We start from the raw sequence: 23381 nt of genomic DNA, 5'->3' as shown, positions 1-23381 counted from the left end.
ATGACGACTTCCCTCTCGCCCACGCGGGCCGCGCCCGACGAACCGGGCCTGCAACGCTACGACGCGGTGCTGTTCGATCTCGACGGCACGCTCGCCGATACCGCGCCCGATCTCGCGGCCGCCGTCAACAAGATGCAGCGCGCGCGCGGGCTGGCCGAGACCCCGCTCGACACGCTGCGGCCGCTGGCGTCCGCCGGCGCGCGCGGCCTGCTCGGCGGCGCATTCGGCATCACCCCGCAGTCGGCCGACTATGACGCAATGCGCGACGAGTTCCTGGCCAACTACGCGACCGACCTTTGCGTGCACACGACGCTGTTCCCCGGCATCGACACGCTGCTCGACGAACTCGACGCGCGCGGCGTGCGCTGGGGCATCGTCACGAACAAGGCGATGCGCCTGACCGAACCGCTCGTCGGCCTGCTCGGCCTCGGCCCGCGCGCGGCGTGCGTCGTCGGGGGCGACACAACGCCGCACTCGAAGCCGCACCCTGCCCCGCTGCTGCATGCGGCCGGGCAGCTGACGATTGCGCCCGAGCGCATCGTCTACATCGGCGACGACCTGCGCGATATCCAGGCCGGCAGCGCGGCGGGCATGGCGACCGTCGCGGCCGCCTACGGCTATTGCGGCGACGGCGCCGCGCCGGGGGACTGGCAAGCGCAGCACCTGGTCGAGACGACGCAGCAATTACGCGAGCTGCTGCGCGATGTTGGGCTATAATGTTGGATCTTATCCGCGGGGGCGACCTGGTTTCGACAGGGGTTGTGAAGCGGCTAGGGCATGTCGAGGACCCGTCACCTCGTTAATCAATGGGAAAAACGTAACTGCAAACGACGATACGTTCGCACTGGCAGCCTAAGGGCCGCCGTCCTCTGCCTAGTTCACTGACGGGCTAGCGTCGCAAGACCGGTAGCAATACCGCCAGAGGTCATTTACGTCAGTTAAGCCTTGGCGGCGTCGCGACGCCCGGGTCGAAAACCTAGCGAATCGCCGTAGTGCAGCGTGTTCGTCCGCGTCGCTGCGGTTAAATCAAATGACAGAACTAAACATGTAGAACTGGTCGTGGAGCGCTTCTGGACGCGGGTTCGATTCCCGCCGCCTCCACCAAATTCCCGCGATGCAACGAACCCCGCATGACGACCGTCCTGCGGGGTTTTTTGTTGCCTGTGCAATGCATCCGTGGCGCACGGTGCCGCCCTCCTTCGGAAAAAGCGCCCAGCCCCGATGGGCCAGGCGGAATGCCGCAGGAAACCCGGCGGCAGGAGGTGACGGATATCGGGCCGCCCCGCGAGCGCATCACGCAGGCGCACGCGGCGACAGCCCACCCGGGCCCGACCTTGCGCCGCGCCGCGCGACTGATCGTCGCACCTGGCGCGCCACCCGCGGTCCCGGGCGTTGCGCGGCTTAGCTGCCGCGATACAGCGAGTTCATTTCTTCGACAGTGGCCGGACGCACGCCTGCTGCGCGCGAACCCGACGCCGACGCACCCTGCGCTTGCGCGCCGTAACCGCTGGCATCGACGCCTTGCGCCTGCGCGACGGCATTGCGCTGCTGCTCGGCGACACGCGCAGTCGCGGCCTGGATCGCTTCCGGGTAATGCGGATCTTCACCGCGTGCCGAGTTGTAGCCCGCCTGCTGGAGCTGAACCAGTTCGGCGCGCACCTGCGCGCGGGTGATCTGCGAACCCGGCTGGGCGAACGACACGACCGGGGCAACGAGGGCTGCAGCAACGACGACGGCTTGAACGAGCGATTTCATGATGACCTACCTCCAGATTTGTCCGTTTTCGCGATGAACACCTCGTTCATCGCTGACACCTGAAGTTTATGTAGGCAGTTGCTTAAGAATAAGGCAGGTTTCGGGAAGACAGACTTCCAGAATGCGGGTTAACCACTAGATAAAGGCGCCAGATTCTCGTGGGTTCCGTTGGCGGCCGGTACACGCGAAAACAGGCGAGCCCCGCGAAGCGGCATGCTTCGCGGGGCTCGCAATGAATGAAACTGTCGATGCGTCCGGGTGCGAAACCGCATCGGGCAACGCCCGGGCGCCCTCATCGTCGCGTCATTCGCTGTCCATCGGACACTTCAGGTTGCAGCCGTTCGGATCGCCCAGGTCACCCTTGCGGCGCGCCGCGGACTTCTTGCCGGTCTGGTATTTCTTCGACGGCGCCGACGCCGCGAACGGCATCTGCGGATGTTCATTCAGCCGGAACTGGTCGTTCAGGATGCCGCCGGGCACGCCGGGCGAATTCTGCGCGAACGCGAGCGGCGAAGCGGCGATCAGCAACCCCGCGGTCAACGCTGCCGCGGCGAGGGGAAGGGAAAGTTTCATGGCGTGACGACGCCTGACTGGCGTGCTTGTTGGAACGTTGATCGAGCGGAAAGCGTAGCGCAAATCCGCCGTCACTGCAGAGTCGTTCAAGCGCGCCCCCGTTACCGTGCGTTGCCGCTGCGCGCCGTCTACGCGTCCGCGCCGGCGAGCCCCGCCGCGACGCTCGTCACCGTGCCGCACGCCGCGGGATCGTAGCCGTCGAGACGCGCGACCCGCTCGACATAGCGCGCATCGCGCAGCAGCGCCAGCACGCCGGCGAGCGGCCGCTCGTCGAGCCGCTCGCGTTCGCAAGCGAAGTAGTAATCCTCGTCGACGACCGGAACGAAATCGAGACCGAAATGATGCGCGGCCGGCTCGACGCCGAAGCCGAGATCAGCCATCCCGCTGGCGACGAATGCGGCGATCGCCGAATGGGTCAGTTCGGCCGACGCATAGCCGTTGATGCGCTCGGGATCGACGCCGATCCGGCGCAATGCGAGATCCAGCAGCATGCGCGTGCCCGAGCCCGGCTGGCGGTTGACGAAGCGGATGTCGTCGCGCGCGAGGTCCGACAGGCCGCGCACCTGCTTCGGGTTGCCGCGCGGCAAGAACAAGCCTTGCTTGCGCCGCGTCAGGTGGATCAGCACGTGGCGCGCGTCGTCGAGCCAGGGCCGGTAGATCTGCGCGCATTGTTCGCGAAACTCGCCGCGCGGCAGATGGAACCCCGCCAGCTCGCACTCGCCGCGCGCGAGCGCCTGCACGGCCTCGACGCTCTCGCGATACTTGATGTCGACCGCCGCATGCGCGTCGACCAGCGCGGAGACGAGCGCCGCGACCGCATAGCCGTGCGACGCGTGGATCCGCACGCCTGCGTCGCGCTGCGCAAGCCGCCGGTTCAGGTCGCTCGCGACCTCGGCCGCCAGCGCGCGCAGGTTCCCGTCGAGACGGCTGCGCGCGAGGCGCTGCGCGTCGACGACCGCGTGCCCAAGCTCGGACAGCACCGAGCCCTTGCCTCGCGCGGTTTCGATCAGCGCGCCGCCGACGCAGGCTTCCAGCGCGCGCAGCAACCCCCATGCATGCCGGTACGACAACCCCTTGGCCTGCGCCGCCTGCGCGATGCTGCCCGTCCCGGCGACGAGTTCCAGCAGCGGCGCGACGTCCGACAGGCTCGCCTTGCGCCCCTCGCTGTCGCGCACGATCAGATTTGCGTCGCATTCGACTCGAATCATTTATGCACCATGACTTCCTATTGCGACCACTCAATGTTCCGCTTATCGTTGATCCAAATCCAACAGAACGAAGTCAGCATGCGCAATATATGAATCGCCGGCGCATATGAGACTTTGGAGGAGCATAACAGATGTCCCCGATTTCCGAAGCGCCCGACGCACTCGTGGCGCGGCATGCGCACGGCGGCCGGTCGCTCGTCGCCGTGCTGCACGCGATCCAGGACGAAGCGGGCTACGTGCCGCCCGGTTGCGTCGCGCCGCTGGCGAAGGCGCTGAACCTGTCGCGTGCGGAAGTGCACGGCGTCCTCACGTATTACCACCATTTCCGCACCGAGCCGCCGGCGCGCGTGACGATCCAGATGTGCCGCGCCGAAGCATGCCGCAGCATGGGCTGCGAGGCGCTCGCGGCGCACGCGCAAGCGCGCACCGGCTGCACGTTCGACGCGTCGCAGGCGGGCGCCGTCGCGCCGGGCGTCGTCGCGCTCGAATCCGTCTACTGCCTGGGGCTCTGCGCGCAATCGCCGTCGATGACGGTCAACGGCGTGCTGCACGCGAAGGTCACCCCGGAGAAATTCGACGCGCTGCTCGCCGACGCCGTCGCCCACGCTCAGGAGACCGCATGACGACCCGCATCTATGTGCCGCGCGATTCGTCCGCGCTCGCCCTCGGCGCCGACGCGCTCGCCGCTGCGATCGTCGCGGAAGCCGAACGGCGCGGCGTCGCGATCGACCTCGTGCGCAACGGCACGCGCGGCCTGCTGTGGCTCGAACCGCTGGTCGAGGTCGGCACGGCGGCCGGCCGCGTCGGCTATGCGAACCTGTCGGCCGCCGACGTGCCTGCCCTGTTCGACGCCAACTGGCTCGACGGCGGCGCGCACCCGAGCGGCGTCGGCCTCGTCGATGCGCTGCCGTATCTCGCGCGCCAGCAGCGCCTCACGTTCGCGCGCATCGGCCTGACCGACCCGCTGTCGATCGACGACTACCTGCGGCACGACGGCCTCGCCGGCCTGAAGAACGCGCTCGCGCTCGACGGCGACGCCGCGTGCGACGCGCTGATCGAGTCGGGCCTGCGCGGCCGCGGCGGCGCCGCGTTTCCGGCCGGCATCAAATGGCGCACGGTGCGGCACGCGAGCGCGAATCAGAAATACGTCGTCTGCAATGCGGACGAAGGCGACTCGGGCACGTTCTCCGATCGCCTGATCATGGAAAGCGACCCGTACTGCCTGATCGAAGGGATGATCATCGCGGGCATCGCGACCGGCGCGACGATCGGCTACATCTATGTGCGCAGCGAATATCCGCACGCGATCGCGACGCTCGAAGCCGCGATCGCGCGAGCCCGCGACGCCGGCTGGCTCGGCGCGAGCGTGCTCGGCTCCGCGCACGCGTTCGAGCTGCACGTCGCGAAAGGCGCGGGCTCGTACGTGTGCGGGGAGGAAACCGCGCTGCTCGAATCGCTCGAGGGCAAGCGCGGCGTGGTGCGCGCGAAGCCGCCGCTGCCGGCGCTCGCCGGGCTGTTCGGCCAGCCGACCGTGATCAACAACGTGATCACGCTCGCGACCGCGCCGGTGATCTTCGCGCGCGGCGCCGCGTTCTATCGCGACTTCGGAATGGGCCGCTCGCGCGGCACGCTGCCGTTCCAGCTCGCCGGCAACATCCGGCACGGCGGCCTCGTCGAACTCGCGTTCGGCGTCACGCTGCGCGCGCTGCTGTTCGATTTCGGCGGCGGCACCGCCAGCGGCCGGCCCGCGCGCGCCGCGCAGGTCGGCGGCCCGCTCGGCACCTACCTGCCCGAGCATCAATGGGACGTGCCGCTCGATTACGAGGCGTACGCGGCGATCGGCGCGGTGGTCGGCCATGGCGGCATCGTGCTGCACGACGACACGTCGAACCTCGCCGAGCTCGCCGAGTACGCGATGAAATTCTGCGCGATCGAATCGTGCGGCAAATGCACGCCGTGCCGCATCGGCTCCACGCGCGGCGTCGAGACGATCGCGCGCATCCGCCGGGGCGACACGTCGGAGCGCCAGGTCACGCTGCTGCGCGACCTGTGCGACACGATGCTCGCCGGCTCGCTCTGCGCGATGGGCGGGATGACGCCGTACCCGGTGCTGTCCGCGCTCGACCATTTCCCCGAAGATTTCGGGCTCGCCGCCGGCAAGGATGCCGCGCCGGGCCCGGCCAAGGCCGCGGCCTGACCCAGAAGGAGCATTGCATGTCCCTTGATGCGCTCAATTCCAGACCAGGCGGCTGCGGCTCGGGCCAGTGTTCGTGCAAGAGTGCCGCGCAGGCGCGCGCGCGCGACCCGTACGACGACACCGACTACGGCACGCCGCGGCGTCACGCCGATACGGACGTCACGCTCGAGATCGACGGCCAGCCGGTCACGGTGCCGGCCGGCACGTCGGTGATGCGTGCGGCGATCGACGCAGGCGTGAACGTGCCGAAGCTGTGCGCGACCGACTCGCTCGAGCCGTTCGGCTCGTGCCGGCTGTGCCTCGTCGAGATCGAAGGCCGGCGCGGCTATCCGGCGTCGTGCACGACGCCCGCCGAAGCCGGCATGAAAGTGCGCACGCAGTCGGACCGGCTGCAGGCGCTGCGCCGCAACGTGATGGAGCTGTACATCTCCGACCACCCGCTCGACTGCCTCACCTGCCCCGCCAACGGCGACTGCGAACTGCAGGACATGGCGGGCGTCGTCGGGCTGCGCGAGGTGCGCTACGGATTCGATGGCGCAAACCATCTGCGCGATCAAAAGGACGAGTCGAATCCGTACTTCACGTACGACCCGTCGAAGTGCATCGTCTGCAACCGCTGCGTGCGCGCCTGCGAGGAAACGCAGGGCACGTTCGCGCTGACGATCGCGGCGCGCGGCTTCGAATCGCGCGTCGCCGCGGGCGAAAGCGAAGCGTTCATGGCATCCGAATGCGTGTCGTGCGGCGCGTGCGTGGCCGCGTGCCCGACCGCGACGCTGCAGGAGAAGTCCGTCGTGCAGCTCGGCCAGCCCGAGCACGCGATCGTGACGACCTGCGCGTATTGCGGCGTCGGCTGCTCGTTCAAGGCGGAGATGAAAGGCACGCAGGTCGTGCGCATGACACCGCACAAGAACGGCCTCGCGAACGAAGGCCACGCGTGCGTGAAGGGACGCTTCGCATGGGGCTACGCGACGCACAAGGATCGCATCACGAAACCGATGATCCGCGAGAAGATCACCGACCCGTGGCGCGAAGTGGGCTGGGAAGAAGCGATCAACTTTGCCGCAACGCAGTTCCGCAAGCTGCAGGCCAAGTATGGCCGCGACTCGATCGGCGGCATCACGTCGTCGCGCTGCACGAACGAGGAAACCTATCTCGTGCAGAAGCTCGTGCGCGCCGCGTTCGGCAACAACAACGTCGACACCTGCGCGCGCGTGTGCCACTCGCCGACCGGCTACGGCCTGAAGACGACGCTCGGCGAATCGGCCGGCACGCAGACCTTCGCATCGGTCGCCAAGGCCGACGTGATCGTCGTGATCGGCGCGAACCCGACCGACGGCCACCCGGTGTTCGGCTCGCGCCTGAAGCGCCGCGTGCGCGAAGGCGCCAAGCTGATCGTCGTCGATCCGCGCCGCATCGACGTGGTCGACGGTCCGCACGTGAAGGCGTCGCACCACTTGCAACTGCGCCCCGGCACCAACGTCGCGATCGTCAATGCGCTCGCGCACGTGATCGTCACCGAAGGGCTCGTCGACGCGGCCTTCGTCGCCGAACGCTGCGAGACGCGCGCGTTCGAGCAGTGGCGCGAGTTCGTCGCGCGCGCCGAGAATTCGCCGGAAGCGACCGCGGACGTGACCGGCGTGCCGGCCGAGCAGGTGCGCGCCGCCGCCCGGCTGTATGCGACGGGCGGCAACGCCGCGATCTACTACGGGCTCGGCGTGACCGAGCACGCGCAGGGCTCGACGATGGTGATGGGCATCGCGAACCTCGCGATGGCGACCGGCAACATCGGCCGCGAAGGCGTCGGCGTCAACCCGCTGCGCGGCCAGAACAACGTGCAGGGCTCCTGCGACATGGGCTCGTTCCCGCACGAGCTGCCCGGCTACCGGCATATCGGCGACGCCGCCGTGCGCGCGCTGTTCGAGGACGCGTGGGCGGCCAAGCTGCAGCCGGAGCCCGGGCTGCGCATCCCGAACATGTTCGACGCGGCGCTCGACGGCAGCTTCAAGGGGCTGTACTGCCAGGGCGAGGACATCGTGCAGTCGGACCCGAACACCCAGCACGTCGCGGCCGCGCTGTCGTCGATGGAATGCATCGTCGTCCAGGACATCTTCCTGAACGAGACGGCGAAGTACGCGCACGTGTTCCTGCCCGGTTCGTCGTTCCTCGAGAAGGACGGCACGTTCACGAACGCGGAGCGCCGCATTTCGCGGGTGCGCAAGGTGATGCCCCCGCTCGCCGGCTACGCGGACTGGGAAGTGACGCTGATGCTCTCCCGCGCGCTCGGCTACGAGATGGACTACGCGCATCCGTCGGAGATCATGGACGAGATCGCGCGGCTCACGCCGACCTTCTCTGGCGTGTCGTACGCGAAGCTCGAAGCGCTCGGCAGCATCCAGTGGCCGTGCAACGAGCATGCGCCGGAAGGCACGCCGACGATGCACACGGATGCGTTCGTGCGCGGCAAGGGCAGGTTCGTGATCACGCAGTTCATTCCGACGCCGGAAAAGGTCACGCAACGCTATCCGCTGATCCTGACGACGGGCCGCATCCTGTCGCAATACAACGTCGGCGCGCAAACGCGCCGCACCGACAACGTGCGGTGGCACGAGGAGGATCGGCTCGAGATTCATCCGCACGACGCGCAGGACCGCGGGATCCGGAGCGGCGACTGGGTCGGCATCGAGTCGCGCGCGGGCCAGACCGTGCTGCGCGCGCTCGTGACCGAGCGCATGCAGCCGGGCGTCGTGTACACGACGTTCCACTTCCCCGAATCGGGCGCGAACGTGATCACGACCGACAGCTCGGACTGGGCGACGAACTGCCCCGAGTACAAGGTGACGGCGGTGCAGGTGATGCCGGTCGCGCAGCCGTCCGACTGGCAGCGCGCGTACGCGCGCTTCAACGCCGAGCAGCTCGACCTGCTCGAACGCCGCGCGGCCTCGCCCGTGGCCGTGACGACCGGCAAGTGAGGACGCCATGAACACCGGACACCTGATCGACATGGCCAACCAGATCGGCGAATTCTTCGCGTCGATGCCGGATCGCGACGAGGCGCTGGCCGGCATCGCCGACCATATCCGGCGCTTCTGGGAACCACGGATGCGCCGCGCGCTGCTCGCGGCGTTCGACGATCCGGCCGGCGACGCGGCGCAGCGCGCCGCGCCGATCGTCCGCGATGCGATTGCCGCCTATCGCGACACGCTGACGCCCGCCGTCGCGACCGTCTGAACGTCTGGCCGGCGTATCGCTGCCGCTACGCGGGCAGCGATACGCCGGCGAACCAGCTTTCGCAGTGGCGCAGCAGCGCGTTCGCGTCGGACGCGAGCCGGCCGCGCGCCGCGATATAGCCGTCGGGCCGCAGCAGGTAGAACGACGGACGCGACCGGCCATAGGCGTCAGCCAGCCCTGCCGCACCGTCGCCTTCGGTATCGGCGACGCGCCACACGCGCACCGCGCCCGGCATGATCCGTTCGAGCGACTGCGCAAGGGCCTGCGCGGCCTCGGCAGCGGGCGGCGTCGCGCCCGCCCCGCCCTCCTGGGGCGGCTCCTCGAGCAGCAGCAGCGTGAAGCCCGTCGGCTCGTGCAGGTCGAACAGCCGCGCGACGCCCGGCGCCTGCCCGAGCGGCCCGTCGATCACGTGCACGAGCGCATCGGGCGCCCGCTCGCCCGCGCGCGGGCCGCCGTCGAGCACGCGCTCGAGCGTGAGCGGGCTCTTGCGGTACTGCACCCCCAGTTCGCTGACCGTGCGCCGCACCGCGTCGCGCATCGGCCCGAACGACGCCAGCAGCGGCACGACGTGATCGCGCAACAGCTTCATCGGCCCGCGATCGGCCTCGACGATCTGCGTCAGGAAGCTCGTCTGCCGCAACACGTCGCGCTCGATCGGATGGCGCTCCGCGTGATACGTGTCGAGCAGCCGCTCCGGCGCCCCCGCGCCCAGCACCCGCGCGAGCTTCCAGCCGAGGTTGAACGCCTCCTGGATGCCGGTGTTCATGCCTTGCGCGCCCGCCGGGCTATGGACGTGCGCGGCGTCGCCCGCGAAGAATACGCGCCCGTGCCGCAAGCGCTCGACCATCCGGCTGTGCAGGTGGAAATAGGACGACCACGTCAGGTCGCTCAGGACGATCGACGTCCCCATGCGCGCACGGACGATCTCCTGGCATTGTGCAAGCGACGGCCCGCGCTCGTCGGACAGCGCGCCGTTCTCCCGCGGCCGGTCCGCCACCAGCCGGTAGCGGCCGTCGCCCATCGGGAACAGGCCCGCGATGCCGTCCGCCGTCGTGAACAGATGAATCTCGTCGTCCGGCCAGTCGGGAATCGCCGCGAGATCGGCGAGCAGGAACGTCTGCTCGAACGGCCGGCCGGCAAAGCCCACGCCGAGCAGATGCCGCACCGTGCTGTGCGCGCCGTCGGCGGCGATCAGGTACGACGGCGCGAGCCGCTCCTCGGCGCCGCGTGCATCGCGGATCGTCACGTCGAGGGACGCGCCGCCCGCGTCGCAGGCGGTCAACGCAAGACCGCGTTCGACTGTGACGCCGAGGCTTTCGAGATGCTCGGCGAGCAGCCGCTCCGTGATGCTCTGGTCGAGAAACAGCAGATACGGATAGCGCGTCTGCAGCGGGTCGAAATCGAGCCGGGCGATCACGCGGCCGTCCGCGTGCAGCGCCGCCGCGTGCGCGCGGTGCCCGCTCGCGAGAAACGGTTCGACCACGCGATGCTGCTCCAGCAACTCGAGCGTGCGCGCCTGAAGGCCGATCGCGCGCGAACACGGCGACGGCTCCGCCGCCTGGTCGATCACGCGCACCGGCACGCGCGCCCGGGCAAGGCTCATCGCCGCGGCAAGGCCGGTCGGCCCGGCGCCGACGACCAGCACGGGTGGGATATCGAGCAGTTCGTCGACCATGAGAACCTCGATGACTCGCGACCCTGCAAGTCTACGCCGCTCCGCCTGACGGGACCATATGCCGGACGGCCGAGCGGGGTCCCCCTGGCCGGGTATGGGACAATGCGCGTTTCCCGCCAGTTTTCGCGTCATGGATTCCGCCTTCGACCGAGCGTACGCCGCGCATCGCGCGGGCCGCCTCGCCGACGCCGAGCACGGCTACCGCGCCGCGCTCGCCGCCAATCCCGCTGACGCCGACGCGCTGCATCTGTTCGGCGTGCTTCGGCATCAGCAGGGCCAGCACGCCGAAGCGGCCGATCTCGTCGGCCGCGCGGTCGCGCTGCGCCCGGACGACGCCGCGCTGCAGCTCAATCTCGGCAATGCGCTGAAAGCGCTCGGCCGCGTGGAGGAGGCGCTCGACCGCTTTCGCAACGCGCTGACGCTCGCGCCCGAATTTCCGCTCGCGCACTACAACCTCGGCAACGCGTATGCGGCGCTGCAGCGTCACGACGAGGCGATCGACGCGTTCGGCCGAGCGCTGCGGCTCACGCCCGACGACGCGTCGATCCACAACAATCTCGGCAACGCGCTGAACGCGCTCGGCCGCCACGACGACGCGCTGGCCGCGTTCCATCGCGCGCTGGAACTGCGGCCGGGCCATGCGGGCGCGCACAACAACCTCGCGATGGCGCTGTCCGCGATGGGCCGTGCCGACGACGCGATCGCGCATTTCCATGCGGCCATCGCCGCGCAGCCGCGCTTCGTCGCCGCGCATTTCAACCTCGGCAACACGCTCGACGCGGTCGGCCGCCACGCCGAAGCGGCCGCGGCGTTCGAAGCCACGCTCGCGCTGCATCCGTCCTTTCCGCTCGCGCTGTTCGGTCTCGCGAACGCGCTGAGCGCGCAGGACCGCCATCGCGACGCGCTGCCGTACTACGAGCGCGCGGTCGGCCTCGATCCGTCGTTCAGTCTCGCGTGGCTGAACCTCGGCAATGCGCACCACGCGCTCGGCGCGCACGAGATGGCGCTGCGCGCGTTCGACCAGGCGCTGCGCGTCGAGCCGGACTTCACGCTGGCGCAATTGCATCGCGCGGTTACGCTGCTGACGCTCGGCGATTTCACCCGCGGCCTGCCCGCCTACGAGGCGCGCCACGCCACGCCCGGCGCGACGCCGCTCGGCACGCTGCCGCGCTGGCAGGGCGAGCCGATCGCGTCGCGCACGCTGCTGATCCGCGCGGAACAGGGGTTCGGCGACACGCTGCAGTTCGTCCGCTTCGTGCCGCTTGCCCGCGCGCGCTGCGCGCACGTCGTGCTGGAAGTTCAGCCGGAACTTGTCACATTGCTCGAACCGGCCGCCGCGCGCTGGCGCGTCACGCTCGTCGCGCAGGGCGCGACGAAAGCGCCCGCAGCGGACGTCGGATGCACGCTGCTGAGCCTGCCGTTTGCGCTCGGGCTGCAGCCGGACGACATCCTGTCCGGCACGCGCTACCTCCACGTACCAGACCCTGCCCGCCGACGCTTTCGCGGCTCCCTCGGCGGGCAGCAACGACGCAAGTTCGGCATCGTCTGGTCCGGGCGGCGCCACGCACGGGACAACCGTTCGATGCCGCTGGCCGAGCTCGAGCCGCTGTTCGCGCTGCCCGACATCGACTGGATCGTGCTGCAGCCGGCCGTCGAAGACGACGAGCAGGCCCGCCTCGACGCGCATCCACGCGTCCACCCGTTCGGTAGCCGGCTGACCGACTTCGCCGCGACGGCGACACTGATCGAACGGCTCGACGGCGTCGTCTCGATCGACACCGCGGTCGCGCATCTCGCCGGCGCGCTCGGCAAGCCACTGTGGCTGATGCTGCCGTTCGCGGCCGACTGGCGCTGGTTCGGCGGCCGCGACTGCCCGTGGTATCCGCAGGCGCGGCTCGTGCGCCAGCCCGCGCCGGGGCAATGGCGCGAAGTCGTGAGCGAAATCGCCGACATGCTGCGCACCGCCTGAGCCCAAATGAAACAGGGGGCGCAATGCGCTCCCCGCGGACGATATATCGACCGCGCCGGGCTCGGATTGCCCTGTACGGGTTGCTCGGCTCCGGCGTGCGATACAGCACGAGCGTCGCGATCAGGCCGCACACGGCCGCGATCGCGAGCCAGAGCCCCGGCGCGGCCTTGTTGCCCGTTTCGTGGATCAGCAACGTCGAGATCGCGGGCGTGACGCCGTCGACCATCGCGCCGTTGTATGACGCATCGAGGAACGACAGCCACAACTCGACCGCGAGCCGCCGCAGGAACGACGGCTGCGCGACCAGCCACTGGACGGCCGGATAGGCGGGGCACGAGCGTGAGCAGCGTGAACGCGATCAGCACCCGGCGGCGGCCCATGCGGCCCGACAGCGCGCCCGACAACGGCAGCCAGACGAGGTTCGACAGGCCGACGCAGACCGTCACGACGAGAGCGTCGATCGACGACAGGTGCAGCACTTCCTTGCCGAACGTCGACGGTCAACACCCCCGGCGTACGTCCTTCGCTCCACACTCACCTGCCGCTGGACAGTGCTTGGTCGAAAATACGGACCCAAAAATCAGATTGGTCTGATCGACTGCCCGCGTCCCAGCGATCACAATTTCGAATTTACTTCGAAGCCGGCGCCGCATCCGCTCCACGCCCATGCCGCACCGCGTATCGCTGCCATGAATCAATCGCCACTCGTTCCCGTCGAAGGCGAACTTGCCGTTCCCCGATTCCGGCCACTCGACGGCATCCCGCTCGGGCGCGAGTGGACGTTTCGCGGCACGTCGGACGCCCGATCGGGCAGCGCGTGCGTCGCGCGGACCGAGACCTCGTGCATCGACGTCGACGCTCCGCATCGCACCTGCCACTGGACGCCGTCGAGCGACGCGAAGCCCGAACCCGTCGTGGTCCGGCCTCGCTCGCATGCGGACGCCGCCGCACCCGCGCGGCGCGCCATGCTCGCGTCCTGCTGGACCCTCGGCGCGCTCGGCATCATCGGCTGGCTCATCGCTGCCCACGAACCGGCGTTCGATCTTGCGTCGGCGCCGGGCAACGTGCAATCGAGCGTCACCGCCATCGGCCGTGTCGCCCAGCCGCCGGGCCCCGCGCGCGCCGCTGCCCGCGCACCGGCCACCGGGCCTTCGGTCCACGCCGCACCAGAAGCGGCAGCGACCAGGCCAGTGATTACTGCCGACGCCGCGCCGAAGACAGCCAAAGCCGAACGTCCGGTCGTGACGCGCGCCGCCGCGATCCCGCGAACACGTCGTGCGAGCGAACGGCAGGCGACGGCGCGCGCGCAGCCCGCCATGCCTGCCGCGGTCCACCGGGTCGCCGCACACGTCCAGCCCGCAGCACCGTCGGCGGCAGCCCCCGCGCTTCGGCGCACGTCCACGACAGCGCCACTCGACGATCTCGACAACCCGCAAACGCTGATCGCGCTGGAAAAGGCGTTGCGAGCCGAGCGTGCCGCAGCCGTGCCGGCCGCGCAGACGGTTGCTGCCGATGGCGACTGGACGTTGCGTCTGTCACATCGGCGCCTGACCGACGCGCCGGACGCATTCACGCGCTAACCTGCGCGCCGCACAAAAAAAACAGCCCGATCCGCGCAAGCCGATCGGGCTGATTCTTCAGACTGTCCTTGTTGTCCGGCTCGGCGAAGATCGCGCCTTTGCCGGGCCCGCTGCTTCGTCGATCCTTGTCGATCCGGGCCTGCGCGCGGTTACTTGTGCGCAGGCAACCCCGTCTCGGTCTGCCGCTCGAGCTGCTGCACCTGCTGCTGCAGCTCGCGCAGCTGCGCCTGCGCGGCGCGCTTCTCGATCTGCAGCGCATGCGCCTGCTCCTGCGCCGACTTCTGCCGCTGCGCGACTTCCGCCTGCTGACTGCGCGCGATGCCCAGGTCCGCCTGCAGCTGCTGCGCGCGACTGTTCGACAACGCGATCACGCGCTCGAGAAACGCCTTCTGCGCCTGCAGTTCGGTCCGGCGGATTTCGATGTCCGACAACTGTACGGTCTGCTGACTGAAATTCGCATAGACCATTTCCGCGCGACTCTTGTCCTGCGACTTGATCACGCGCCACAGGTGCTTGTCCTGGAACAGCGCGACGTAGTACGTCATTTCCTGCGGATCGAACATCAGGCTCGCGCCGTAGCTGCCGTTGTACGCCGTGCGCATTTCGACAACCTTGCCGTCGCGCAGCATCCGCGTCAGCTCGGCGACGTTGCCTTGCGCGGCGCCATCCGCCGCGGGTGCGGCTTCGCCGCTCAGGCTCGTCACGGCCGGGCGGGTGCCGGCGACGGGCGCCGTGTCGTCGGCGGACCACGCCGCAACGGCGTGCGCGCATGCGGCCATCGCAACGATCCACGCTGCGCATCGAACAGGGGAAAGATTTCGGAAGACCAACGTCAGACTCCGGCGGACGAATCGGGAACTCACGATTATCGTTCAATTCGCCGAAGCCGCATCTCGAATTTAGCGAGATGCGGCGCGTCGTTGCAAAGCTCGCCAGTCTTACAGGCGGGTCTCGCGCGCGGCACGCAGGAACGCGTCGAGCAGCGGCGTGCAATCGAGCAGTTCGGCCCCGCCCGCGCGATGGAACTCGGGGTGCCACTGCACGCCGACGACGAACGGCGCGCGCCGGTAGCGGATGCCCTCGATGATCCCGTCGCCGGCCGAAACGGCCTCGATGTTCAGGTCGCGGCCCAGGTCGCGGATCGCCTGGTGGTGAATCGAGTTGACGATCGCCTCGCTGCGCCCCGGGAACATGCTCGCGAGCGTCGAGCTGTCGGGGAACCGGATCGCATGGCGGTGCTGGTCGTAATGCTCGCTCACGTGCGGGTTCGCGGTCGGCACGTCGGTCGCGATGTCCTGGTAGAGCGACCCGCCGAACGCGACGTTGATCAGCTGGCACCCACGGCACACGCCGAGCACCGGCTTGCCGGACTCGACGAATTCGTGCAGCAGCTCGAGCTCGTACATGTCGCGCACGCGGTCGCCCGGCCATTCGGGATGCGCGTCCGACGCCGCGTAGGTCTGCGGCGACACGTCGGCGCCGCCCTGCAGCAGCAGGCCGTCGAGATGCTTCGCATAGTCGCGCAGGCGGATGTTGCTCGGATGCAGCATCCCCTGATGACCGACGGTCGGAATCATGAAGACCAGCACGTCGCGCGACATCACCCAGTGCGCGATCGATTCCTCCAGATACTGCAGCGTCTTGCCGCGCAGCCCCTTCGCGCCGGGCTCCGGATGGAAGATCCGCGCGGACACGCCGATGCGCAGCGTGCGCTGCGTGATGCGCTGGCCGGCGCGGTCGAACAGGCGGCGCGCGCGCGCCGCGATGATCCGGCCGAACACCGACCACGGCGTGTCGCTCTGCTTCAGGTAGGCGGGCGGTGCGGTCGGCGCGCTCGCGGGCGGCGGCCGCGGCGTGTCGAAGTCGGGCGGCGCGCCGAATCCCGGCGGCGGCGCGCCCGGTTTGCGTTCGCTCGCCGTCGCGCCTGCCGACGCGCCGGCGCCGCCGGCCGCGGCCCCCGGCGCGCCCTGCTCGGACGTCCCGGTGACGGGCGAAGCGCCCGCCCCGGCGACGTCATGGGCGACGCCTTGTGCCGCGGACGTCTGGGCGGCCGTGCCGGCCGCTGCGTTCGCCGAATTCGGACGGGTGGAATCGGAAGGAGAAGGCGTGCCGGCCAGGCCGGCGAAGGAAGGCGTGTTTTCGCTCATGACGGTGGTCTGCTGCGTCGCTCACGCGGGTGGATTGACGAGGATTCATTATGCTTCAGTGCCCGATCGCGCGGGAAGCCGACAACATCTTGTCATCAATGTTGCAGGGGGCTGGTCACTTCCGGCGCGGGAATCGCCGCCGGCGGGACGCGCTGGACATCAGTGATATATCACAATAATATCGACGCATTGCCCACGCGCCGGAGCAGTCCGAATGCCCTCGCCTCGTCCGGCCTCCGCGCCACCACCCGCATGAACACCCGGATCGACGCCCCGCCCGCCCGCCGGCCCCTGTCTCGTCCGCCAGCCTCGCCGAACGCGCATACGCGCTGATCCAGCGCGACATCATCACGATGCGCCTCAAGCCCGGCGCCGCGCTCAACGAAGCCGAACTCGTCGCGCGCACCGGCATTGGCCGCACGCCGGTCCATCAGGCCGTGCATCGCCTCGTGCTCGAGGGGCTGCTGTCGGTCATCCCGCGCAAGGGGCTGATGGTGCAGCCGCTGTCGCTCGACGACATCGTCGCGATCATCGACGTGCGGCGCATCAACGAAGCGCACTGCGTCGAGCTCGCCGCCCGCCACGCGACGCCGGACGATTTCGCGCGCCTGGCCGCGCTGCTAGACGACGGCGAGACCCGCGCCGACGCGCACGACGTCGAGGGGATGATGGAGCTCGACCGCGCGTTTCATCTGACGATCGGCGCGGCCGCGCGCAACCCGGTGCTGGCCGAAATCCTGCGCGGGCTGCACGAGCGCTCGCTGCGCTTCTGGTTCGTCACGCTGTCCGCACCGGACCACCTCGCCGAGGTCCAGCGCGAACACCGCGAACTGTTCGAGCGGCTCGCCGCGCGTGACGCCGCCGGTGCGCGCGCGGCCGTCGAACGCCATATCGACTCGTTCCGCGCCACACTTCTTCAACATCTTCGTCCCTGAGCCGACCATGACCACTTTCACGCCCTTCCCTCCGCTCGCCCAGCTCGCCGCGGACCTCGCGTCCGGCAGGACGACGAGCCGCGCGCTCGTCGACACCGCGCTCGCACGGATCGCCGATCCGGCCGGCCAGGGCGCGGTCGTGTTCACCGAAGTCGACGCCGACAACGCGCGCGCCGCCGCCGATGCGCACGACCGGCTGCGCGCGGCCGGCACCGTGCTGTCGCCGCTCGCGGGCATTCCGGTGTCGGTGAAGGACCTGTTCGACGTCGCCGGCCAGGTGACCCGGGCCGGCTCGCGCGTGCTCGACGGCGCGCCGCCCGCCGCGACCGACGCGATCGCCGTCGCGCGGCTCAAGCGCGCGGGCGCGGTGCTGGTCGGCCGCACCAACATGAGCGAATTCGCGTTTTCCGGTCTCGGCCTGAATCCGCATTTCGGCACGCCGCGCTCGCCGTATCGCCGCGACGTGCCGGGCGACGCGCGGATCGCCGGCGGCTCGTCGTCGGGCGCTGCCGCATCGGTCGCCGACGGCATGGCGGCCGTCGCGCTCGGCACCGACACCGGCGGCTCGATCCGCATCCCGGCCGCGCTGTGCGGACTGACGGGCTTCAAGCCGACCGCGAGCCGGATTCCGCGACAAGGCGGCGTGCCGCTGTCGACGACGCTCGACTCGTTCGGCCCGATCGGCCTGACGGTCGCGTGCTGCGCGCTCGTCGACCGGATGCTCGCCGGCCTCGAGCCGCACGTGCCCGCCGCGCGCCCGCTCGAAGGCGTGCGGCTCGGCGTGCTGACGAACTATGTGACGGACGGCGTCGACGCCGATGTCGCCGCATCGCTCGACGCCGCGCTCAAGCATCTGGAAGCGGCCGGCGCGATCGTCGCCGAGGTGCGCTTCGCGGCGCTCGACCGGCTGCCGGACATCAACCGCTTCGGCTTCTCGTCGATCGAGGCCTACGCATGGCACCGGCCGCTGCTCGCGCAGCACCGCGACCGCTACGACCCGCGCGTGCTGACGCGGATCCTGAAAGGCGAGCCCGCGAGCGCGACCGACTACCTCGACCTGCTCGCCGCGCGACACGCGCTGCTCGACGAAGCCGCACACACGGTCTGGTCGCGCTTCGACGCGCTGGTCGCGCCGACGGTGCCGGTCGTGCCGCCGCGCATCGCGGAGCTGGAAACGGACGACGACGCGTTCGCGCGCACCAACGCGCTGATCCTGCGCAACCCGAGCGCGTTCAACTTCCTCGACGCGTGCGCGCTGTCGCTGCCGTGCCATCCGCGCGACGCCGCGCCGGTCGGCCTGATGCTCGCCGCCGCGCCGCATCGCGACGACGCGCTGCTCGCGATCGGCCAGGCGGTGGAAGCGGTGCTGAACACGATCCGCTGACGCGTGAGCGGGGTGGGCGGTGCGCCACAAGCGCGCCGTCAGTTCGTGCCGGTTCGTTCGCGCTAAAATCGCGCGATTGTTTTCCGGACCGACCCACGAGGAACCTCGCTGACCATGAACGACTACACGCTTGCGCTACGCCGTGAACGCCGCCTGCTGATGCTGCTCGGCTGGGTATGCATCGCCCTGCTCGCCGGCGCGCTCTATCTGCAGTACGTGAAGAACGAGGACCCGTGCCCGCTGTGCATCATCCAGCGCTACTTCTTCGCGGCGATCGGCATCTTCGCGTTCCTCGCCGCCGGGATGCACCACTGGCGCGGCGTCTGGCTGCTCGAATTGCTGATCGCGATCTCGGCGGCCGCCGGCGTCGGCACCGCCGCGCGACACCTGTCGATCCAGCTGAACCCGGGCTTCAGCTGCGGCTTCGACACGCTGCAGCCGATCGTCGACAGCCTGCCGCCCGCGCACTGGTTCCCCGGCATGTTCAAGGTCGCCGGTCTGTGCGAGACGGTCTATCCGCCGATTTTCGGCATCCTGCTGCCCGGCTGGGCGCTGATCGGCTTCGCGGCAATCCTGATCCCGGTTGCCGCGAGCCTCTGGCGCCATCGCCGCAAGCTCGCGGGCTGAGCCGCGATCGGCTCCGCGCGTGCGGCCGCGCGCCGGGCAAGTTCGGCCAGCCGGGTTTTGCCGGCCGCAACTGCCGGCGCATCTCGCTTGCCGCGCCTCGCCGGCCGCGCCTCGCCGGCCGCGCGTAAACACCTACCCCTTTGCGGCGCGCCTTTCCGGGCAGACCGCCTCCCGCCCCGCTTCACCGTCGCACCCTGCCCGGCCCCGCCGGGCCTGCGTCCCGGCCCGGCCGCGGGCCACCGGACCCGCAACGTCCCGCGACGGGCCTATGATCGACATGATCGCCGTCTGATAGCGCGCATCAACGCCGGACGATCTTCCGGCCTTTTTGCAGTGCTATCGTGCGTGCTGGATGGCGATCTACGTGCGCGAGGCCGGGCGGTCTCGACCCCTGCGTAACGCGCGCCTGATCCGCAATGTCGACTGGATTCATCATGACAACGCAAACCATCCGCATCTGTCACCCTCAGGGCGTCCGCGCATTCGGCGGCGCACCTCGCACGCCCCGCTCCGGGCCCGCCGGCCCGCGCCGCGCATCCTGCGCCGACCGTCCGGGAGCGCGCTGATGGAAACGTGGCTCGGCGATCTCCAGCACATGCTCGCGCACGGCGAAGCGGCCGTGCTCGTCACCGTCGCGCACACCGACGGCTCCGCGCCGCGTGAAGCCGGCACCAAGATGCTCGTGACGCGCGACACCGCGCGCCACACGATCGGCGGCGGCCATCTGGAATGGAAGGCGATCGAAATCGCGCGGCATCTGCTGAAGGACGGCGCGCACGTGCCGCACGCGCGCAAGCTCGAGCGGCTCGCGCTCGGCCCGAGCCTCGGCCAGTGCTGCGGCGGCGCGGTGGTGCTCGCGTTCGAGCGGCTCGACGTCGGCGATCTCGGCTGGATCATGTCGCTCGCGAAACGCGTCGCGGCCGGCGCCGCGACCGTGCGTAGCGTATCATTCGGCCCCTCGCCGGGCGCGCCGCTCCTGAGCGAGCCGGAGCCGGCCGCCGCGCGCGCCGACTGCCTGCTGTGGGAAACCGGCGGCGTCGCGCTGATGACCGAGACGATCGCGCCGCATGCGTTCCCGGTCGTGCTGTTCGGCGCCGGGCACGTGAGCGCCGCGCTGGTGAAGGTGCTCGCGACGCTGCCGTGCAGCGTGCGCTGGGTCGACCGGCGCGACGCGGCATTCCCGCCGTCCGACACGCTCGCCGGGATCGGCAACCTGACGATCGACGCGAGCGACACGCCGGACGACGCCGTCGACGCCGCGCCGCCGCAGAGCTACTTCGTCGTGATGACGCACGATCATGCGCGCGACTTCGCGCTGGCCGAGCGCATCCTGCGGCGCGGCGACTACGCGTACTTCGGGATGATCGGCTCGCACACGAAGCGCGTGCAGTTCGATCACCGACTCGCGGCGATCGGCGTCGATCCGGCGCAGATCGCGCGGATGCGTTGCCCGATCGGCGTCGAGGGCATCGTCGACAAGGCGCCCGAAGTGATCGCGATCTCGGTGGCCGCGCAGTTGCTGCAGGCCGTCGAAGCGCATGCGCCCGCGCAGGCTTCCCCTACTTTCTGACCGACCAAGAAAAACGCCATGACTCCGACATTCAAAGAGAAAATCGCCCGTGCGCCGAAAGCGGAGCTGCACATCCATATCGAAGGCTCGCTCGAGCCGGAGCTGATCTTCGCGCTCGCGCAGCGCAACAACGTGAAGCTCGCGTACGACTCGATCGACGCGCTGCGCGCCGCGTACGCGTTCACCGACCTGCAGTCGTTCCTCGACATCTACTACGCGGGCGCGAGCGTGCTGCTCACCGAGCAGGATTTCTACGACATGACGGCCGCGTACTGCGAGCGCGCGCTCGCGGACAACGTCGTCCACACCGAGCTGTTCTTCGACCCGCAGACGCACACCGAGCGCGGCGTGCCGATCGAAACGGTCGTCGCGGGGATCGAGCGCGCGCTCGCCGATGCGGAGCAGCGCGGCCTGTCGAGCCGGCTGATCCTGTGCTTCCTGCGCCATCTGTCCGAAGAGGATGCGCTCGCGACGTTCGACGCCGCGCTGCCGCTCTTCGAGCAGTACCGGCATCGCCTGATCGGCGTCGGCCTCGATTCGTCCGAGCGCGGCAACCCGCCGTCGAAGTTCGCGCGGGTGTTCGAGAAGGCGCGCGCGCTCGGCCTGAAGCTCGTCGCGCACGCGGGCGAGGAAGGCCCGCCCGCGTATGTGTATGAAGCGCTCGATCTGCTGAAGGTCGACCGGATCGACCACGGCGTGCGCAGCATCGAGGATGCGGCGCTCGTCGAGCGTCTCGCCCGATCGCGGATGGCGCTCACCGTCTGCCCGCTGTCGAACCTGAAGCTGTGCGTGTTCGACGACATGGCGAAGCACACGCTGAAGGCGCTGCTCGACCAGGGCGTCGCGGTGACGATCAATTCGGACGATCCGGCCTACTTCGGCGGCTACGTCAACGACAACTATTTCGCGACCGTCGAAGGGCTGCGCCTGACGGATGCGGAAGTCCACACCGTGATCCGCAACGGCTTCGAGGCGTCGTTCGTCGACGCCGCGCAACGCGACGCGCTGACCGCGCGCCTCGACGCGTACTGGCACGCCGCCTGACGATGCGACCGACGAATGCGGACTGCCGCGGTCACAGCGACAGACCTTGAGGAACGCCTTTCCGATTGATATCCGAGGCGGCGCGGGCCGTCGCAACCCGCCCCGCGCCGCCGCTCGCACCACGCTGATCGTTTTTTCCACGCAGGACCATTCGTCATGACGCAAACCGCTTTCCGCGCCCAGCTGCTGACCTTCAGCGGCGACCCGGCGCAATCCGACCAGGCCGCGCACTACGAGACCGACGGCCTTCTGATCGTCGACGACGGCAAGGTCGTCGCGGCCGGCCCGCACGCGCGGCTCGCCGCGACGCTGCCGCCCGACGCGCTCGTGCACGACCTGCGCGACAAGCTGATCGTGCCCGGCTTCATCGACACGCACATCCACTATCCGCAGACGGACATGATCGCGTCGCCGGCGCCCGGTCTGCTGCCGTGGCTCGACAAGTACACGTTCCCGACCGAGCGGCAGTTCGGCGACGCCGACCATGCGCGCGAAGTCGCGGAATTCTTCGTCGACGAGCTGCTCGCGTGCGGCACGACGAGTGCGCTCGTCTACTGCACCGTGCACAAGCAGTCGGCGGACGCGCTGTTCACGGTGAGCGACGCGCGCAACCTGCGGATGATCGCGGGCAAGGTGCTGATGGACCGCAACTGCCCCGAATTCCTGCGCGACACCGCGCAATCGGGGTACGACGACAGCGCGGAACTGATCGGCCGCTGGCACGGCCGCGGCCGCCAGATGTACGCGCTCACGCCGCGCTTCGCGCCGACGTCGACCGAGGCGCAGCTCGAGGCGTGCGCCGAACTCGCGCGCCGCCATCCGGACGTGTTCGTGCAGAGCCACGTCGCCGAGAACGTCGACGAGGTGAAATGGGCAGCCGAGCTGTTCCCCGGCCACCGCAGCTACCTCGACATCTACGATCATTACGGGCTGCTGCGCCGCCGCGCGGTGTACGGCCACTGCATCCATCTCGACGACGAGGACCGCCGCCGGATGGCCGAGACGGGCACCGTGGTCGCGCACTGCCCGACGTCGAACTTCTTCCTCGGCAGCGGCCTGTTCGACTTCGACAAGGCGGGCGAATACGGCGTGCCGGTCGCGCTCGCGACCGACGTCGGCGGCGGCACGTCGTTCTCGATGCTGCAGACGATGAACGAGGCGCACAAGGTCGCGCGGCTGTCGGGGCATCACCTGAGCGCCACGCGGATGTTCTGGCTCGCGACCGCGGGCGCCGCGCAGGCGCTCGACCTCGCGGACACGGTCGGCACGCTCGCGCCGCGCACCGAGGCGGACTTCGTCGTGCTCGATCCCCAGGCGACGCCGCTGCTCGCGCGCCGCACGCAACGCACGGAATCGCTCGAGGAGCTGCTGTTCGCGTTCGCGCTGCTCGGCGACGACCGGGCCGTGTACCGGACCTACGCGGCCGGCCGCTGCGTGCACGAGCGCGGCACGGCGCGCCGCGCCGCCTGACCGAACGCCGGCGCGCGCC

Annotated in this window: 18 protein-coding genes, 1 other RNA gene and 2 pseudogenes; 14 read left to right on the top strand and 7 right to left on the bottom strand. The window is 69.7% G+C overall.

Annotated elements, in window-relative coordinates; genetic code table 11:
- A complete protein-coding gene (gph, locus tag ACFIMZ_RS05595; RefSeq protein ID WP_431821765.1) occupies positions 1–717 on the top strand; it encodes a phosphoglycolate phosphatase in 717 nt (238 codons plus the stop codon).
- Positions 718–734: 17 nt separating this feature from the next.
- Positions 735–1104: a transfer-messenger RNA gene (gene ssrA / locus ACFIMZ_RS05590) on the top strand.
- A 297-nt stretch (positions 1105–1401) separates the two neighbouring features.
- On the opposite strand, the gene ACFIMZ_RS05585 is transcribed toward ssrA, so the two are convergent.
- The 3 genes from ACFIMZ_RS05585 to ACFIMZ_RS05575 form a co-directional block, all read right to left on the bottom strand.
- A complete protein-coding gene (locus tag ACFIMZ_RS05585) occupies positions 1402–1755 on the bottom strand; it encodes a DUF4148 domain-containing protein (protein ID WP_431821764.1) in 354 nt (117 codons plus the stop codon).
- A 303-nt stretch (positions 1756–2058) separates the two neighbouring features.
- Complete coding sequence (locus tag ACFIMZ_RS05580; protein WP_431821763.1) at positions 2059–2328, bottom strand: hypothetical protein; 270 nt, start codon at positions 2326–2328, stop codon at positions 2059–2061.
- Positions 2329–2456: 128 nt separating this feature from the next.
- A complete protein-coding gene (locus ACFIMZ_RS05575) occupies positions 2457–3536 on the bottom strand; it encodes a substrate-binding domain-containing protein (protein ID WP_431821762.1) in 1080 nt (359 codons plus the stop codon).
- Between the two features lie 131 nt (positions 3537–3667).
- Here ACFIMZ_RS05575 and ACFIMZ_RS05570 point away from each other — a divergent pair, with 131 nt between their 5' ends.
- From ACFIMZ_RS05570 to ACFIMZ_RS05555, 4 genes are read left to right on the top strand one after another with little or no spacing between them, the layout of a single operon-like run.
- Positions 3668–4159 carry an NAD(P)H-dependent oxidoreductase subunit E gene (locus tag ACFIMZ_RS05570; RefSeq protein WP_431822427.1) on the top strand — a complete coding sequence of 164 codons (492 nt, stop codon included), beginning with the start codon at positions 3668–3670 and terminating at the stop codon, positions 4157–4159.
- Positions 4156–5733: a formate dehydrogenase beta subunit gene (locus ACFIMZ_RS05565; RefSeq protein ID WP_431822426.1), complete on the top strand. Its 1578-nt coding sequence runs from the start codon at positions 4156–4158 to the stop codon at positions 5731–5733. The genes ACFIMZ_RS05570 and ACFIMZ_RS05565 overlap by 4 nt, the downstream gene beginning before the upstream one ends.
- Before the next feature lie 17 nt (positions 5734–5750).
- Positions 5751–8702, top strand: coding sequence for a formate dehydrogenase subunit alpha (fdhF, locus tag ACFIMZ_RS05560; protein WP_431821761.1), 2952 nt, complete (start codon positions 5751–5753; stop codon positions 8700–8702).
- Between the two features lie 7 nt (positions 8703–8709).
- A complete protein-coding gene (locus ACFIMZ_RS05555) occupies positions 8710–8961 on the top strand; it encodes a formate dehydrogenase subunit delta (protein ID WP_431821760.1) in 252 nt (83 codons plus the stop codon).
- A gap of 25 nt (positions 8962–8986) precedes the next feature.
- Here the strand turns inward: ACFIMZ_RS05555 and ACFIMZ_RS05550 are convergent, their stop codons facing one another.
- On the bottom strand, positions 8987–10636 hold the full coding sequence (locus tag ACFIMZ_RS05550; protein WP_431821759.1) for an FAD-dependent monooxygenase: 1650 nt from the start codon (positions 10634–10636) through the stop codon (positions 8987–8989).
- A 130-nt stretch (positions 10637–10766) separates the two neighbouring features.
- Between ACFIMZ_RS05550 and ACFIMZ_RS05545 the strand changes: the two genes are divergently transcribed.
- The gene (locus tag ACFIMZ_RS05545; RefSeq protein ID WP_431821758.1) at positions 10767–12605 is read left to right on the top strand and encodes a tetratricopeptide repeat protein; all 1839 of its coding nucleotides are present in this window, start codon (positions 10767–10769) and stop codon (positions 12603–12605) included.
- Between the two features lie 70 nt (positions 12606–12675).
- Here ACFIMZ_RS05545 and ACFIMZ_RS05540 read toward each other — a convergent pair.
- Positions 12676–13099: pseudogene (locus tag ACFIMZ_RS05540) on the bottom strand (MFS transporter); the annotation flags it as partial.
- Between ACFIMZ_RS05540 and ACFIMZ_RS05535 the strand changes: the two are divergent.
- The gene (locus ACFIMZ_RS05535) at positions 13076–14185 is read left to right on the top strand and encodes a hypothetical protein (protein WP_431821757.1); all 1110 of its coding nucleotides are present in this window, start codon (positions 13076–13078) and stop codon (positions 14183–14185) included. The pseudogene ACFIMZ_RS05540 and the gene ACFIMZ_RS05535 sit on opposite strands and share 24 nt — an antisense overlap.
- Positions 14186–14334: 149 nt before the next feature.
- On the opposite strand, the gene ACFIMZ_RS05530 is transcribed toward ACFIMZ_RS05535, so the two are convergent.
- Both ACFIMZ_RS05530 and ACFIMZ_RS05525 read right to left on the bottom strand, forming a co-directional pair.
- Positions 14335–14964, bottom strand: coding sequence for a DUF2968 domain-containing protein (locus ACFIMZ_RS05530; protein WP_431821756.1), 630 nt, complete (start codon positions 14962–14964; stop codon positions 14335–14337).
- A 159-nt stretch (positions 14965–15123) separates the two neighbouring features.
- A complete protein-coding gene (locus ACFIMZ_RS05525) occupies positions 15124–16332 on the bottom strand; it encodes a gamma-glutamyl-gamma-aminobutyrate hydrolase family protein (RefSeq protein ID WP_431821755.1) in 1209 nt (402 codons plus the stop codon).
- 263 nt (positions 16333–16595) lie between these two features.
- Between ACFIMZ_RS05525 and ACFIMZ_RS05520 the strand changes: the two are divergent.
- The 6 genes and pseudogenes from ACFIMZ_RS05520 to guaD all read left to right on the top strand — a co-directional run.
- Positions 16596–17267, top strand: a pseudogene (locus ACFIMZ_RS05520) (GntR family transcriptional regulator); the annotation flags it as partial.
- Between the two features lie 7 nt (positions 17268–17274).
- Positions 17275–18651 carry an amidase gene (locus ACFIMZ_RS05515; RefSeq protein ID WP_431821754.1) on the top strand — a complete coding sequence of 459 codons (1377 nt, stop codon included), beginning with the start codon at positions 17275–17277 and terminating at the stop codon, positions 18649–18651.
- Between the two features lie 114 nt (positions 18652–18765).
- Positions 18766–19278 carry a disulfide bond formation protein B gene (locus ACFIMZ_RS05510; protein WP_431821753.1) on the top strand — a complete coding sequence of 171 codons (513 nt, stop codon included), beginning with the start codon at positions 18766–18768 and terminating at the stop codon, positions 19276–19278.
- A 565-nt stretch (positions 19279–19843) separates the two neighbouring features.
- Complete coding sequence (gene xdhC, locus ACFIMZ_RS05505; protein WP_431821752.1) at positions 19844–20848, top strand: xanthine dehydrogenase accessory protein XdhC; 1005 nt, start codon at positions 19844–19846, stop codon at positions 20846–20848.
- A gap of 18 nt (positions 20849–20866) precedes the next feature.
- Positions 20867–21892, top strand: a complete 1026-nt coding sequence (locus ACFIMZ_RS05500) for an adenosine deaminase (RefSeq protein ID WP_431821751.1) — start codon at positions 20867–20869, stop codon at positions 21890–21892.
- A 156-nt stretch (positions 21893–22048) separates the two neighbouring features.
- Positions 22049–23362, top strand: coding sequence for a guanine deaminase (guaD, locus tag ACFIMZ_RS05495; protein WP_431821750.1), 1314 nt, complete (start codon positions 22049–22051; stop codon positions 23360–23362).
- Positions 23363–23381 lie beyond the last annotated feature (19 nt).

Origin of the sequence: Burkholderia sp. F1, from assembly GCF_050813845.1 — a bacterium.
In the GTDB taxonomy this organism is placed as follows: domain Bacteria; phylum Pseudomonadota; class Gammaproteobacteria; order Burkholderiales; family Burkholderiaceae; genus Burkholderia; species Burkholderia ubonensis.
Note: the sequence above shows the minus strand (reverse complement) of the source record. Positions and strands in the feature narration are given on the sequence as shown.